The sequence below is a fragment of the Ruegeria sp. CDSA221 genome, assembly GCF_059611825.1.
Genome location: NZ_JBXWPK010000020.1, coordinates 16,286 through 29,973 on the forward strand (window position 1 = coordinate 16,286; position 13,688 = coordinate 29,973).

12 protein-coding genes are annotated in these 13,688 nt (G+C 55.3%); 7 read left to right on the plus strand and 5 right to left on the minus strand.

Features of this window, described 5'->3' with window-relative positions:
* Positions 1 to 7: 7 nt before the first annotated feature.
* The 6 genes from AC2FJ5_RS20100 (at position 8) to AC2FJ5_RS20125 (ending at position 8,037) form a co-directional block, all read left to right on the plus strand.
* Complete coding sequence (locus AC2FJ5_RS20100) at positions 8 to 2,383, plus strand: thiamine pyrophosphate-binding protein (RefSeq protein ID WP_496794401.1); 2,376 nt, start codon at positions 8 to 10, stop codon at positions 2,381 to 2,383.
* Between the two features lie 333 nt (positions 2,384 to 2,716).
* A complete protein-coding gene (locus tag AC2FJ5_RS20105) occupies positions 2,717 to 4,108 on the plus strand; it encodes an MATE family efflux transporter (RefSeq protein WP_496707103.1) in 1,392 nt (463 codons plus the stop codon).
* Positions 4,105 to 4,536, plus strand: a complete 432-nt coding sequence (locus AC2FJ5_RS20110; protein ID WP_496794402.1) for a glyoxalase superfamily protein — start codon at positions 4,105 to 4,107, stop codon at positions 4,534 to 4,536. The genes AC2FJ5_RS20105 and AC2FJ5_RS20110 overlap by 4 nt, the downstream gene beginning before the upstream one ends.
* 596 nt (positions 4,537 to 5,132) lie before the next feature.
* Positions 5,133 to 5,513 (plus strand): DUF4345 domain-containing protein, encoded by a 381-nt coding sequence (locus AC2FJ5_RS20115; RefSeq protein ID WP_496692088.1) that lies wholly within the window; start codon positions 5,133 to 5,135, stop codon positions 5,511 to 5,513.
* Between the two features lie 14 nt (positions 5,514 to 5,527).
* A complete protein-coding gene (locus tag AC2FJ5_RS20120; protein WP_496794403.1) occupies positions 5,528 to 6,388 on the plus strand; it encodes a DUF302 domain-containing protein in 861 nt (286 codons plus the stop codon).
* A gap of 71 nt (positions 6,389 to 6,459) precedes the next feature.
* The gene (locus tag AC2FJ5_RS20125; protein WP_496692090.1) at positions 6,460 to 8,037 is read left to right on the plus strand and encodes an arylsulfatase; all 1,578 of its coding nucleotides are present in this window, start codon (positions 6,460 to 6,462) and stop codon (positions 8,035 to 8,037) included.
* 106 nt (positions 8,038 to 8,143) lie between these two features.
* Here AC2FJ5_RS20125 and tnpB read toward each other — a convergent pair whose 3' ends face one another.
* Both tnpB and AC2FJ5_RS20135 read right to left on the minus strand, forming a co-directional pair.
* A complete protein-coding gene (gene tnpB, locus AC2FJ5_RS20130; protein ID WP_496794404.1) occupies positions 8,144 to 8,497 on the minus strand; it encodes an IS66 family insertion sequence element accessory protein TnpB in 354 nt (117 codons plus the stop codon).
* Between the two features lie 647 nt (positions 8,498 to 9,144).
* Complete coding sequence (locus AC2FJ5_RS20135; protein WP_496794405.1) at positions 9,145 to 10,536, minus strand: aminotransferase family protein; 1,392 nt, start codon at positions 10,534 to 10,536, stop codon at positions 9,145 to 9,147.
* Between the two features lie 243 nt (positions 10,537 to 10,779).
* Here AC2FJ5_RS20135 and AC2FJ5_RS20140 point away from each other — a divergent pair, with 243 nt between their 5' ends.
* Positions 10,780 to 12,408 carry an acyl-CoA synthetase gene (locus AC2FJ5_RS20140; RefSeq protein ID WP_496794406.1) on the plus strand — a complete coding sequence of 543 codons (1,629 nt, stop codon included), beginning with the start codon at positions 10,780 to 10,782 and terminating at the stop codon, positions 12,406 to 12,408.
* On the opposite strand, the gene AC2FJ5_RS20145 is transcribed toward AC2FJ5_RS20140, so the two are convergent.
* The 3 genes from AC2FJ5_RS20145 to AC2FJ5_RS20155 all read right to left on the minus strand — a co-directional run bounded on the left by AC2FJ5_RS20145 (position 12,405) and on the right by AC2FJ5_RS20155 (position 13,684).
* On the minus strand, positions 12,405 to 12,740 hold the full coding sequence (locus tag AC2FJ5_RS20145; protein WP_496794407.1) for a DOPA 4,5-dioxygenase family protein: 336 nt from the start codon (positions 12,738 to 12,740) through the stop codon (positions 12,405 to 12,407). The genes AC2FJ5_RS20140 and AC2FJ5_RS20145 overlap by 4 nt on opposite strands.
* Before the next feature lie 88 nt (positions 12,741 to 12,828).
* Positions 12,829 to 13,467 carry a maleylacetoacetate isomerase gene (maiA, locus tag AC2FJ5_RS20150; RefSeq protein WP_496794408.1) on the minus strand — a complete coding sequence of 213 codons (639 nt, stop codon included), beginning with the start codon at positions 13,465 to 13,467 and terminating at the stop codon, positions 12,829 to 12,831.
* 19 nt (positions 13,468 to 13,486) lie between these two features.
* Positions 13,487 to 13,684, minus strand: a complete 198-nt coding sequence (locus AC2FJ5_RS20155; protein ID WP_271951493.1) for a DUF2783 domain-containing protein — start codon at positions 13,682 to 13,684, stop codon at positions 13,487 to 13,489.
* Positions 13,685 to 13,688 lie beyond the last annotated feature (4 nt).

Consider the following 13,688-nt stretch of genomic DNA (forward strand, 5'->3'; position numbering starts at 1 on the left):
ATTGACCATGTCCATTGATCTCAAAACAATTGAACAACGTTTGCTGTGGCTGTCCCACTGGATGATCCACCATGCGAACCACATTCGGCCCAAAGCTGACGGGATCAAGGTTGGCGGGCATCAGGCGTCTTCGGCGTCGATGGTATCGATCATGACCGCGTTATATTTTCAGACCCTGCGCCCGGAAGATCGCGTAGCAGTCAAACCGCATGCCTCGCCGGTCTTTCACGCGATTCAGTATCTGATGGGCAACCAGACCCGTGAGAAGTTGGAGAACTTTCGCGGATTTGGTGGCGCGCAAAGCTATCCTTCCCGCACGAAAGATATCGATGACGTGGATTTTTCGACCGGGTCGGTGGGCCTTGGCGTTGCTATCACCTCGTTTGCGTCACTTGTGCAGGATTATGTACAGGCCAAATCCTGGGGCGATACGCAAAAGCTTGGACGCATGATCGCATTGGTTGGCGATGCTGAGCTGGACGAAGGCAATATCTATGAGGCCCTGCAAGAGGGATGGAAGAACGATCTGCGTAATTGCTGGTGGATCATTGATTATAACCGCCAGTCATTGGACGGTGTCGCGCGTGAAGTACTGTTCCAACGGATTGAGAAAATCTTTGACGCCTTCGGATGGGATGTTGTGCGGGTTAAATACGGCGCTTTGCAACGCGCTGCGTTTAAAGAGCCGGGCGGAGAGAAGCTGCGTCAATGGATTGATCAGTGCCCCAACCAGCTCTACTCGGCACTGACCTTCATGGGGGGCGCGGTGTGGCGCGAGCGACTGATGGAAACCCTCGGCGATCAAGGCGACGTAAGCGCGTTGCTTGATGCGCGCAGCGATGACGAACTGGCCGCTCTGATGGAAAATCTGGGTGGGAACTGCGTCACCACCATGGCAGATACCTTCGCCGCAATAGATCACGACCGCCCGGTCTGTTTCCTTGCCTATACGATCAAGGGCTGGGGGACGCCGATTGCTGGTCACAAGGACAACCATGGTGGGTTGATGAACAAGACTCAGATGGCAGAATGGAAGAAATTCATGGGTGTTACTGAGGGTGATGAATGGGAGCGCTTTGCCACCATCGCAGACCCGGCAGCGTTTGAGAAAATGCTGGCAAAGACGCCCTTCTTCGCCAGCGGGCCGCGCCGATACTCAGATGACGTTATCGACGTCCCCTCAGTTGAGTTGGATCCGGGTCGTGAAATCTCGACTCAAATGGCATTCGGCAAGATTCTGGATGACCTGTCCAAAGGCAACAGCGCGCTGGCCGAGCGGATCGTGACGACCTCTCCGGATGTGACCGGCACAACCAATCTTGGCCCTTGGGTCAATCGCAGGAAACTGTTTGCGCGCACCCATCAATCCGACACTTTCAAGGCTGAAAATATCCCCTCCACCGCGAAGTGGGAGTTTACACCAGATGGTCAGCATATCGAACTTGGCATTGCTGAAATGAACCTGTTTTTGCTTCTGGCGGCGGCAGGGCTTTCGCACTCGGTTTTTGGCAAAAGGCTTATTCCCATTGGAACGGTCTATGATCCTTTTGTGTCCCGTGGCTTGGATGCGTTGAATTACGCCTGTTATCAGGATGCCCGTTTCATGATCGTGGGCACGCCCTCTGGCGTCACTTTGGCGCCGGAAGGCGGGGCGCATCAATCAATCGCTTCGCCGCTGATTGGCATGTCGCAAGACGGGTTGGCCGCATTTGAGCCCGCCTTTGCGGATGAATTGGCGGTCATCATGGAATGGGCCTTTGCCTATATGCAAAAAGATGGCGAGGGAGATCCCGATGAACGCACGTGGTTGCGCGACGAGACCGGCGGTTCGGTCTATTTACGTCTGACGACCAACCCGATTGAGCAGCCCGGTAAACGCGTGGATGACAATTTCCGTCAGGGGGCCATCGACGGTGCCTATTGGCTACGCAAACCGGGACCGAACTGCGAAGTTGTCATTGCTTATCAGGGCGCGGTTGCCCAGGAGGCCATCAGGGCAGCGGGCCATATCGCCCAGGGGCGGCGGGATGTTGGCGTTCTGGCAGTGACCTCTGCCGACCGGTTGAACGCCGGCTGGACTGCAGCGCAACGGGCGCGCACAAATGGCATTCGGGGCGCTGAGGCACATATCGAAACGCTGCTGGCAGATGTGCCGCGCGACTGCGCATTGATCACAGTGATCGACGGACACCCGGCAACTTTGTCCTGGTTGGGTGCCGTTCATGGCCACAAAACGATTCCGCACGGTGTGGAGCATTTCGGCCAAACCGGGTCTATTGCGGATTTGTACCGTCATTTCCGCATTGACGCCAACACGTTGATCCAATCAGCTGGCGAATTGTCCCATGGTCGTAAAATCCCTCCGATTGTGGCTATAGCATAGCAGCAGCAGACATTGGTTCACGTTGCTGCGTCTCTAACTATGGGCTCTCCTGTCGCCACTCTCTGCGGAGCACTTCAACTGGTGGTAAGAGCCCATTTTACCAATTTTTCTGCAACGCGGCGTAAGTCAGCTTCCGCAAAATCGGATGCAGACTAACCGCTTGACGACAGAAAAATTTCAGATTAGCCAACGTACAGGCTGTGGACGCCTGCCTCCCGCTGACTTTTGTCTTGGTTAAGTTCTGCGACGTAATTCTCTATCTACCTCTTTCCGCATATCGCGCGGATGGTAATGCGGGTCCCATCTCAAATTGAGCGATCAGGCAAGAGAGATATGACCGATAGCCCCACTAATACATTCACCGATGGGCCGCTTGGCACCATCTACTTTAGGACCGCACTCCCGATCATTTTCGTGATGGGGATGAATGGGCTTCTGTCTGTTGCAGATGCGCTGTTTCTGGGCATTTATGTAGGCCCTGATGCGCTGGCTGCGGTCACGTTGATGTTCCCGATCTACATGCTGATTGTGGCGCTTTCCACGCTTGTGGCGAACGGCATGTCGAGCCTTCTGGCGCGATCCCTTGGCGCGGGTGACATGAACGGCGCGCGTGCCACGTTTGCTGGCGCACATGGGCTGGCAATTGGGTTGGGCGCAGTTCTGATAGTGTTGTTCCTTCTATTGGGCCAGCCAGTTGCATTGCTGGCCGCTGGTGGGTCAGAGACTTTGGCGCAGATGGGGTTGGTCTACCTGCGGATTACGGTGTTCTTCTCACCGCTTTTGTTCGTGTTGTCGGTAAATTCTGATGCGCTGCGCAACGAAGGGCGCGTGGGCTTTATGGCCGCGATGAGCCTGCTGGTTTCGATTGCAAACATGGGGTTCAACTACGTACTCATCGCCGTTCTGGACATGGGCGTAGCTGGGTCAGCCTATGGAACTGCGGCGGCACAGGCGCTCGCGTTTGCTATCATTTTTGCGTACCGATTGTTTGGGGAAACATCGCTGCGTCCTGCGACCTTGCTGTCCCATTCCGTATGCGGAAAATGGGGGCGGATCCTCGCACTGGGTGCACCACAAAGCCTCAATTTCATTGGACTAGCTCTCGGGTCGGCCGCGATTATCTCAGCCCTCCAATGGATTGGTCGCCCGGGTTACGCCGACACAATTACTGCTTACGGGATCATCACGCGGGTCATCACCTTTGCGTTCCTGCCACTTCTGGGCTTGTCGTTTGCAATGCAGACGATCACGGGCAACAACTATGGTGCTGAACTTTGGCAAAGGTCAGATGCAAGCCTGCGCATGGCACTTTGGGTCGCGTTTGTTTATTGCGCAATCGTGCAGGTCGTTGTGATTAGCATGCCTAGCCGGATCGCCAGTGCGTTTGTAGACGACACGTCGGTCATTGCAGAGGTTGCGCGCATCTTGCCGGTAATGACATGTGTCTTTTTCCTGTTGGGCCCGTTGATGATGATTGCGACCTATTTTCAGGCGATTGGATCTGCAGGAAAGGCAGCCCTTCTAGGGCTGACAAAACCTTATGCATTTGCGATCCCGTTGACGTTTCTGTTGCCCTTCTGGTTTGGCGAAGTTGGCATCTGGTATGCGGGTCCGCTGGCCGAAGTGATGATGTTGGGTCTTACTGTTGTAGTGCTTTGGCTCTCCGCCCAAGACCCAGAGCTAAAATGGGGCATTTTCCACACCAAAAAAGGAGTGGCGTCATGAACACGCAATTTCCGTCAGCTACGCAAGCTAAGGATCAAGCTAAGCGTTTGCGCACAAAATTGACCGAGGAAGGTGCATCGATTGGCCATGCCAAGTCCCTCGAGTTGGTCGCCCACCAACACGGGTTCCGCGATTGGAACACGATGTTTGCAGCCATCGGAAACGGACCAACCAAGGGATGGGCCATCGGGGACAAGGTCAGCGGAACGTATCTATCGCAACCGTTCACGGGGCATGTGATCTCTATTTCGATCATGAAACCAGGATGGTTCCGGTTAGAGGTGCACTTGGATGAAGCCGTAGACGTTGTCACATCCGAAGGCTTCTCAAATTTCCGCTTGCGCATTCGTGGTGTAATTGGTCCCAAAGGACATTCTGTTGAACGGACAAGCGACGGGCAGGCGCACCTTCAAATCAATTTATGCTGACAGGGAAATCCGGTTCTTAAATTTGTCAGCGGCTGTTGGCGAGATTGAAGCCGATGGCCGTCTTGTCTTACAACCTGTGAAAATGTCGTATTAAAAATTCTGCGCAATCGACGAAAGGCAGATTTTGCCGCTGCCCTGCGACGGCGGAACCTGACCTCTTACGGCGATTTTCGTGCTGCGAACGCGCGCAGCAAAAATACTGAAGGTACAGGTTGGGCTCAGTGCCGACCTCAGATGCGGTGCGGCATCTGCCAGATTCGCAGAACTAGCATCGTAGCAGATGGCCCAAAGGAGACATCCATCTTCCTCGACGGCGCCGCAATGCAGCTTCACCAGACCGGCCATTCGCTGCGCAAGCAACATCAACGGGCGGATTAAGGATCAAGTCGCGGTACGAAGCGGTAATTCGTCTCGTGGTACATGCGTGACTGAGTTGGGGACAAAGCCTGATATGCAGGTCGTGCCTGCGGTACTATCCTAACGTCCCGCGTAAGTTTCCGGCGGTAAGGAAATTGACCATGGTTCTGAGTTGCCTAACGCGGAATTGAAAGTATATTCTATCTGGCTCTTGTAGAGGCAGCCAAAAGGGAGATTCCTTGTCTGGCCGTTTTGTTTTGTTGCTCGCATCCGTTGGGTTGTTCCCGATCGCACTGTCTTATGGCGCGATGCCGTCGGCGAGTGTGCCGATGTTGCTGGGATTTCCAGTCGACACGACAGAGCTCACCCACATCTTCCGGGCAATTATGGGGCTGTATCTGGCGATGTTGATGTTTTGGATTGCCGGGGCATTCAAGCCCGCCCTTACAAACGCCGCCCTTTGGAGCCTGTTCCTCTTCATGGCCGGGCTCGCCGCTGGCCGACTGCTGAGCTTTTTGGTCGATGGCTTGCCAAATTTCTTGCTGGTGTTCTACTTTTTGGCAGAAATCCTTTTCGCAGCTTTGGCTCTGCTTCGTTTGCGTCAACAAGGCGCGGTTTGATCAGGAGGGTCAACTTGGGTATCCGAAACACTCTGTTGGCCGCTGCGCTGGCATTAACTCCGATCTCCGCCGATGCAGATGATACACTGCAAGCCGACACCGATGTTTTGTTCGAAGCAGTGGCAGAGGCGGTGACAGATGCCAAAATGGCAAGGGTGATCGAGATAGATCATGCCCGTTTGGCGGCTGGCGAAGGCGTGGAGATGCCACCGTCGAGAGTTTTGCTTTTCTCTGATCCCGGCGTGAACGCTGCCATCCTGAGCGAGAACATTCGTGCGGGGTTGGATCTGCCCTTCAGGGTGTTGTCATACGGCGACGAGGCTAAGCCGTCCTTATCTTACACGTCCTCTGCGTTCATCGCCAAACGTCACGGACTTGAGGGGTCAGCGGCCCTTGCTGCCTTTGATGAGCGCCTGCAAGCGGTACTGCGCGCGGTTGATGGCGCAGACCCGAGCCCGATTCCCACCGATGCTGTCGAGCGTGATTTTGGCATTATTGAAATTGCGTCGGCGTATGACGTTGCCGAAACGGTTGTGCGCCTCGAAAAAGCAGTGACCGCGCAAACAGACACAATTTGGTTCGGCGAGATCGATTTTATGAAAGAAGCTGCCGCGTTTGACGTTGCCCTTCCCGCCGCAAAGCTGCTGCTGTTCGGGGGGCCCGCGCCCGGTGGAGTCGCAATGGCGGATTACCCGGCGATCGGTCTTGATGCCTTTTGCCAGAAACTGCTTGTCTATGAAGGCACAGATGGCAACGCTGTGGTTCTGTTCAACGACATCGCCGCCTTTGCACAGCTCTACTATGGTAGCTCAATCGAGCCACACGCGATGCTCAACAAACGTTTAAGCGCGACATTTTCCGCTGCTGTACAGTAATTACGCGCTTATAAATTTGGGGCTATGAGGACGACCAGACGACCCCGATACGATGCAAGAAAGGATGATTCATGCAGAAACGCTTATCAATCGCGCGCACTTTCGTCGGAGCGGTCGTCGCTTCGGTTGCTGTCGCCGCAAGCGCAGTTGCTCAAGAGGACAAGCCAAATATTTTGGTGATCATGGCTGACGATGTCGGTTGGGCCAGCTTGGGAAGCTACCACCAAGGCGTCAAAAGCATCAAAACACCGAACCTGGACCAGCTTGCCGAAGCGGGAACGCGGCTGACGGACTACTACGCGGAACCGACCTGTACCGCAGGTCGCGCTGCGTTTTTGACGGGTCAGTTTCCTGTACGTGTCGGGATGCACACTGTTGGTCTTCCCGGTGATCCCGTGGGTCTGAGCAATGAAGACCCCACGCTTGCAAACATGCTAAAGGCCTTGGGGTATACCACCGGTCAATTCGGGAAAAACCACTTGGGCGACCAGAACCAGTTTTTGCCAACAACAAAAGGTTTCGACGAGTACTGGGGCTGGCTCTACCATTTGAATGCGATGGAATATACGTCGGACCCTGACTGGCCAGACGATCCCGAATTTAATGCCCAATTCGGTCCGCGCAACATCATACATGCCTTTGCAACCGAAGAACTGGATGAAACGGTGGATCCGCGTTGGGGCGTGGTCGGCAATCAGCGCATCCTGGACGATGGACCCGCGCCGCCCGAGCGTCAAAAGACGCTCGATGATGAGGTGACCGAAAAGACGATCGACTTTATTGATCGCGCTGTCGAAGCGGACACACCGTTTTTTGTATGGATGGCCCCGGCCAGAGCGCATGTTTGGACGCACCTGAGCCCCAAATACGAAGACATGCTGGGCGATGGGCGTGGGCTGCAGGACGTTGTGATGCAAGAGCTTGACGACAATGTGGGCAAAGTGATGGCGCGGCTTGACGAGCTGGGTGTCACTGACAACACAATTGTGGTTTTCACTGCTGACAATGGCCCTGAAACGATGACCTGGCCGGATGGTGGCACGACACCATTTCACGGGGAAAAAGGAACAACCTGGGAAGGTGGTTTCCGCGTTCCGGCGATTATCAAATGGCCCGGCAATGTTCCTGCTGGACGCGTTGCAAACGGCATTATGTCCGGTATGGACTGGATGCCGACGCTGGTGGCAGCGGCAGGTGGCCCTGACAACCTGCCCGAGGCGCTCTTGTCTGGATATGAAGGCTACACAGCACATTTGGACGGATACAACCAACTGTCGTATTTGACGGGAGGTGCCGAAAGCAACCGCGACGAAATCATCTACTACGAAGGCACGAGCCTTCAGGCCGTCCGCTACAGGGACTGGAAAGCCCATTTCGTAATCCAAGAGCATGGCTGGGCCGGACCAAAAGAAGAATTAAATGCGCCGATGTTGTTTAATCTGCGCCGCGACCCTTATGAAAAGGCCGCCGAAGAATCCGGGATGTATACCAAATGGATGGGGCAGAAGATGTGGGCGTTTGGACCTGCTGCGCGACTGGTGCAGCAACACCTTCAGACATTCCAAGAGTTCCCGCCGCGTGGCTCTGACCTAGCCAATCAAAGCCAAGTTGAGAAACAGGTTTCCAGCGAAGGCGGGATGTCTCAATAACGACTAGACACACACAATTCAGCACTTCGCCGTGGTGACGGCGGAGTGCTCCTTCCACTATCTCTCAAAATTCTGCTTTGGGCTTGGTATCGCCGTTCGCTGCTATTCACATCAGGGACTGATTGCAGTCCGAAGAGCGCGTTATCACACGCTTCGAATCAAGCCCTTCGAATAGGGCCTCAAACTGCGATTTGGTCATCGTCATCACCCCGTCACTGACGCGTGGCCATTCAAAACCTTCACCCCCGATCCGCTTATAGATCAGCACAAGACCCGCCCCGTCCCAAACTATGAGCTTCAGCCGGCCCGTGCGTGTCGAACGGAAAACAAATATGGCAACACAGCATGGATCGAGATCGAATTCATTCAGAACGATCGCCCCCAAACCACCCATACCTTTACGAAAATCGACTGGCTTGGTGGCGGCGTAGAATTTAAAGTTGCCAGCTGGTGAAATCATGAATGGCTATCCATCGCGAGTGCAATTTTGACCAAACAGTTCACCGGATAATTGGCAGGAAAGGCATGGTGCTTTCCCGGTGCGCCAGAAGATTGCGATTGTCAGTTTCTGGATCACGGCCTGGATGCGTCTTTTCGTTAACTAGAACCTTCGAAAAAATTTGTTCTTCGTTCCGCGCGACGCTTCTGACCCGTGAAGATTTCACGCCTGACCTCCATTTGTAGACGAGGGATTGCGAAACGTTGCAATCCTCCATGATGTCACCAACAGTCAGTTCACCGAGATCAAGTTTGGTTTTGACAAACCGCTTGAAGCCGGGTGGCCAGACACGGCGTCCTCCCGCATGCACCTAAATGGTGAAACCATAGACTTAGAATGATTGCGGAACTTGCCTCGTTGCTGCCGCCTCTCGTTTTAGACAATATGCCATGGAAACAAGAGGCAGATCAGGGGCTAATTCAGGGGTCAGTTGCAACGCTTACGCTCAACGAATACATCAACGGATTCTACAATCCGGGCCGCCGACATTCAGCACTGAGCGGGAACATCCGGTCGCATATTAAGGGTTTGGGCATCCGTATTGAGAAAAAAACCGGCGCAAGCAGCGCCGGTTTTCATGGTCTCATCCTAAGAGACTGCTATCGGTGTCAGCCGAATACACGCCCCAGTGCGCCATCGACAGCATCGGTGATTTGGTCGATGTCATCCGCGGTGGCAATCAGCGCTGGTGAGAAGCACAGAGTGTTGTTGCGACCGGGGACCGAGCGGTTAGTTACGCCGATGATCACGCCTTGCGCCATGCAGTCGGCCACAACGGCTTGGGCAAGCTTCTCATCAACTGGCTCACGGGACGCGCGGTCTGCGACCAGCTCAGCACCCAGGAACAAGCCTTTGCCGCGTACATCGCCGATGACCTTGTGCTTTTCCATCAGCGCCTGAAGGTTGCCCGTCATCCGGTCACCCATAGCGACACAGTTGGCCAGCAGGTTCTCATCCTCGATGATCCGCATGTTCTCGATCGCGGCCGCTGGACCGGCGGTACAGCCACCAAATGTCGAGATATCGCGGAAGTAGCCCATCGGGTCCGAGGCGTCTTCTTTGAACATGTCAAAGACTTCCTCGGTGGTCACCATGCAGGCGATGGCGGCATAGCCCGAGGCGACACCCTTGGCCATGGTCACGAAATCCGGCTTCACACCATATTGTTGATACCCGAACCAGGTACCGGTGCGGCCAACGCCACAGACGACCTCGTCAATATGCAGCAGGATGTCGTACTTCTTGCAGATCTCCTGCACACGCTGCCAATAACCCTCTGGCGCTTCGATCACGCCGCCACCGGCTGTCACGGGCTCAAGGCACAGGGCGCCAACCGTATCGGGGCCTTCGCGCAGGATCACCTCTTCGATCTGATCCGCGGCCCATTCGCCGAAATTCTCTTCGGGCGCGCCGTCCAGCTCGTGCTTGCGGTATTCCATGCAATGCGGCACGCGGATGAAACCGGGGGCGAAAGGCCCGTACTGCGCGTTGCGCTCGTCCTGACCACCTGCCGACATCGCTGCCAGGGTCGAGCCGTGATAGTCGCGGTCACGGTACAAAATCTTGGTCTTCTTGCCGCCGTATTTCTTGTGGGCGATCTGGCGAACCATCTTGAACGCCTTCTCATTCGCCTCGCTACCCGAGTTAGTGTAATAGACGCGGCTCATGCCAGGCATTTTCTCGATCAGCTTTTCGGCGAACAAAGCACCAGGGATCGAGCCCGCCGAGTTGGCGAAATAGCACAGCTTCATCAACTGGTCATAGACCGCCTTGCAGATCGATTCGCGGCCATAGCCGACATTCACAGTCCATACGCCGCCCGACACTGCGTCCAGATGCTCTTTGCCTTTTTGATCCCAGACACGCATGCCCTTACCTTCGACAATGATGCGCGGGTCGTTGGTTTCAAAGGGTTTATGCTGGATCAGGTGGTGCCAAATATGGGCGCGGTCGGCTTCGACGACGCGGGAAAGATCGTTTTCGTTGAACGTGCCGTCCATGACATGTCCTTTCAAAATTAGCGTGTGCACATCTTGCAGAGGCGGTGTCGCCTCGGCTTGTATATTCGATGGCCCAGATCAGCGTGAATGGCCAGTACAAGATAGGGCCAGATCGGGCAGGTTGGTATCGCCAGTCGGGCACAGCACAGTTATTTGGCCGCCTCAGCCCGTATTTCTACGGGTTTGTCATGGGACTATGTTTGTGTTCAATTCGCGCAACTTGCGATTTGGGAGGATCCGCAGATGACAGGGGCCAACATATATGAACGCCACTTGGATCAATGTCAGGCGAATTATACGCCGCTGTCACCGCTAAGCTTTATCGAACGGACGGCGCAGGTCTACCCTGATTACCCGTCAGTTGTTTATGGCGTCCGCCGGTATTCCTGGGCCGAAACCTATACCCGTTGTCGTCGACTGGCGAGCGCTCTGGATAGGCGTGGAATAGGGCGAGGAGATACAGTTTCGATCATCGCAGCAAACATCCCCGAACTGTACGAGGCCCATTTTGGCGTTCCCATGGCCGGCGCCGTGCTGAACGCGATTAACACGCGGCTGGACGCGCCGATCATTGCCTTCATCCTGAACCATGCGGAATCCAAGGTGCTGCTGGTCGATCCGGAATTTTCTGCGGTTGTGCAAGACGCGCTGGAACAGGTTGATCACGATATTCTCGTCATCGATATCGAGGATCCCAGCTTTGATGGTGGCGAGAAAAAGGGCAGTCTGACTTACGATACGCTCTTGGCCGAAGGCGATCCCGAGTTCGCATGGTCCCTGCCAGCGGATGAATGGGATGCGATCACGCTGAATTATACCTCGGGCACCACAGGCAATCCAAAAGGGGTTGTGTATCATCACCGCGGTGCGGCCCTGAATGCCCAATCTGATCTGCTGGACTGGGGCATGCCCCGGCATTCAGTCTATCTGTGGACCTTGCCGATGTTCCACTGCAACGGCTGGTGTTTCCCTTGGGCCATGGCGGCAAATGCAGGGGTCTCGGTTTGCCTGCGGGCGGTTCGGGATGAGCCGATTTATGCCGCCTTCCGGGACGAGAAGGTCACGCATTTCTGCGGTGCGCCGATTGTTCTGAACATGTTGGCCAACGCGCCCGATCACCTTAAGGATTTCGATCACGAGATCAAAGTGATGACCGCAGGCGCTCCACCTCCGGCGGCTGTGGTTAAGAAGATGGAGGATATGGGGATCGAGGTTACCCATGTCTATGGCCTGACCGAGACTTATGGTCCGTCCGTGGTCTGCGCCTGGAAGGATGAATGGAACAGCAAAGAAGGCGAAGAACGCGCCGCTTTGAAGGTTCGTCAGGGTGTGCGGTATTCGGCCCTGTCCGGCCTTATGGTGGCCGACCCGGATACGTTGGAACCCGTGCCTGCGGATGGCGAGACGCTGGGTGAGATTTTCATGCAGGGCAATGTTGTCATGAAAGGTTATCTCAAAAACTCCGATGCCACGGACAAGGCGTTCCGGGGCGGCTGGTTCGCCTCGGGCGATCTTGGGGTGATGCATGCGGATGGATATGTCGCACTCAAGGACCGGTCCAAAGATATCATCATCTCAGGAGGTGAGAATATCTCATCGGTTGAGGTTGAGGATATCTTGTACAAGCACCCCGCCGTGATGGAGGCCGCCGTGGTCGCCCGCCCCGATGACAAATGGGGCGAAACACCATGCGCCTTTGTTGAACTCAAACCAGATGGGCAAGCGACAGAGGCAGAGATCATCGCGTTCTGCCGGGACAACATGGCCCATTTCAAGGTGCCTAAGACGGTGGTCTTCGGTCCTTTGCCAAAGACCTCGACCGGCAAGATTCAGAAGTTCAAGCTGAGAGATCAGGCGAAGGCATTGGGTTAAGGCTGGTCGAAGATCGACAGATCTAGATCCAGCATCTCACCCATCCAAATGGCGCGGTCGCGGTGGTCTGCCAGATGCTCGCCGGTTTCGGGATGGGTGAATATCGTCAACCCTTGCCGATTCAGCGTCAGCCAGGGAATGACCTGATCAAATGCGTCGGCTGCAAAGCCCAACTGGCAGCTCCACCTTGGATGTGGGCCTACATTGCGGGCGTGCATCCGCCCCATTGTAACTGGGAACAGGCGCACTGCTTCTTCACAGAGCTGCCGGGCGGTATCCTGCGTTTCTGCATCGAAATAGACATGGGCGTGATAGCCGATGATTTCGGGCATTGGGGCCTCCTGCAATTTGTTTTGAAGAACGTAAGGCAGGGGTCAGGCAATTCCCATTCGCATCGGCACACAGGCCCTGTGCAGAGGATCAGGTGGGGGCGTGTTGATCGGGATGCGCTGCGGCAAAGGCTGGGTGTTTGGCGCAGGCGGCCTCTACGCCCAGGATACCGGGCAGGTCGGTCAGATCGACCTGATAGCGGCGGGCATTGTACATCTGTGGGACCAGGCACAGATCAGCCAGCCCTAGCTGCGGCCCAGTGCAATATGGGGTCTGTTGGAAACCGCCCAACTGGGCTTCGAACGCCAGTAGACCCGGTCGTATGAAATGGTTCATCCAGTTGCCAGGCATACCTTCTGCATTCCCACTGAGCGCGGTTGCATGGCGTGCGACTGACAAATTGCAGACTGGGTGAAGATCAATGGCGATGGTTTGTGCCAGCGCCAGTGCTTGTGCGCGAATACCGGGTTCCGCAGGAAGCAACCCCAGACCCCGAGTCATGTCCAGATAGTCGATGATTGCCAAAGATTGCGTCAGCTGCAGCCCGTCAATCTCAAGCACAGGAACCAGCCCCTGCGGGTTGCGCCTCAGATGAGCGTCAGATTTGTGATCTCCGGCGACAAGATCGACAGACACCGCACGATAGTTGATGCCCGCCAAGTTTAACGCGATCCGCACCCGGTAGCTGGCCGACGAGCGCCAATAATCATACAGAACTACGCCACTCATCGCTGGCCTCCTGTTTACGTCAATTCTCGTTCAGCTTGGCGGCTTTCAGGGCTTCAGACAACACCTCGGCATTTCCGATATGGTTGGCTAGCACCAGTACCAGCCGCGCATTCAGCGCGTCGCTGTCGGATTTATCCAGCCCGTCATGGGCGGCGATCAGTTCAAAATAGAAATCATCTGCATTGTCCAGATTAGGGGTGAGGATCAGTTGGGTCATCTCG

Bases quoted from the DNA above. Each gene is read 5' to 3' on its own strand.
- AC2FJ5_RS20105 (WP_496707103.1), top strand. From the start codon at position 2,717: ATGACCGATAGCCCCACTAATACATTCACCGATGGGCCGCTTGGCACC.
- AC2FJ5_RS20135 (WP_496794405.1), bottom strand. From the start codon at position 10,536: ATGGACGGCACGTTCAACGAAAACGATCTTTCCCGCGTCGTCGAAGCC.
- maiA (WP_496794408.1), bottom strand. From the start codon at position 13,467: ATGAGTGGCGTAGTTCTGTATGATTATTGGCGCTCGTCGGCCAGCTAC.
- AC2FJ5_RS20125 (WP_496692090.1), top strand. From the start codon at position 6,460: ATGCAGAAACGCTTATCAATCGCGCGCACTTTCGTCGGAGCGGTCGTC.
- AC2FJ5_RS20100 (WP_496794401.1), top strand. From the start codon at position 8: ATGTCCATTGATCTCAAAACAATTGAACAACGTTTGCTGTGGCTGTCC.
- AC2FJ5_RS20145 (WP_496794407.1), bottom strand. From the start codon at position 12,740: ATGCCCGAAATCATCGGCTATCACGCCCATGTCTATTTCGATGCAGAA.
- tnpB (WP_496794404.1), bottom strand. From the start codon at position 8,497: ATGATTTCACCAGCTGGCAACTTTAAATTCTACGCCGCCACCAAGCCA.
- AC2FJ5_RS20140 (WP_496794406.1), top strand. From the start codon at position 10,780: ATGACAGGGGCCAACATATATGAACGCCACTTGGATCAATGTCAGGCG.
- AC2FJ5_RS20110 (WP_496794402.1), top strand. From the start codon at position 4,105: ATGAACACGCAATTTCCGTCAGCTACGCAAGCTAAGGATCAAGCTAAG.
- AC2FJ5_RS20155 (WP_271951493.1), bottom strand. From the start codon at position 13,684: ATGACCCAACTGATCCTCACCCCTAATCTGGACAATGCAGATGATTTC.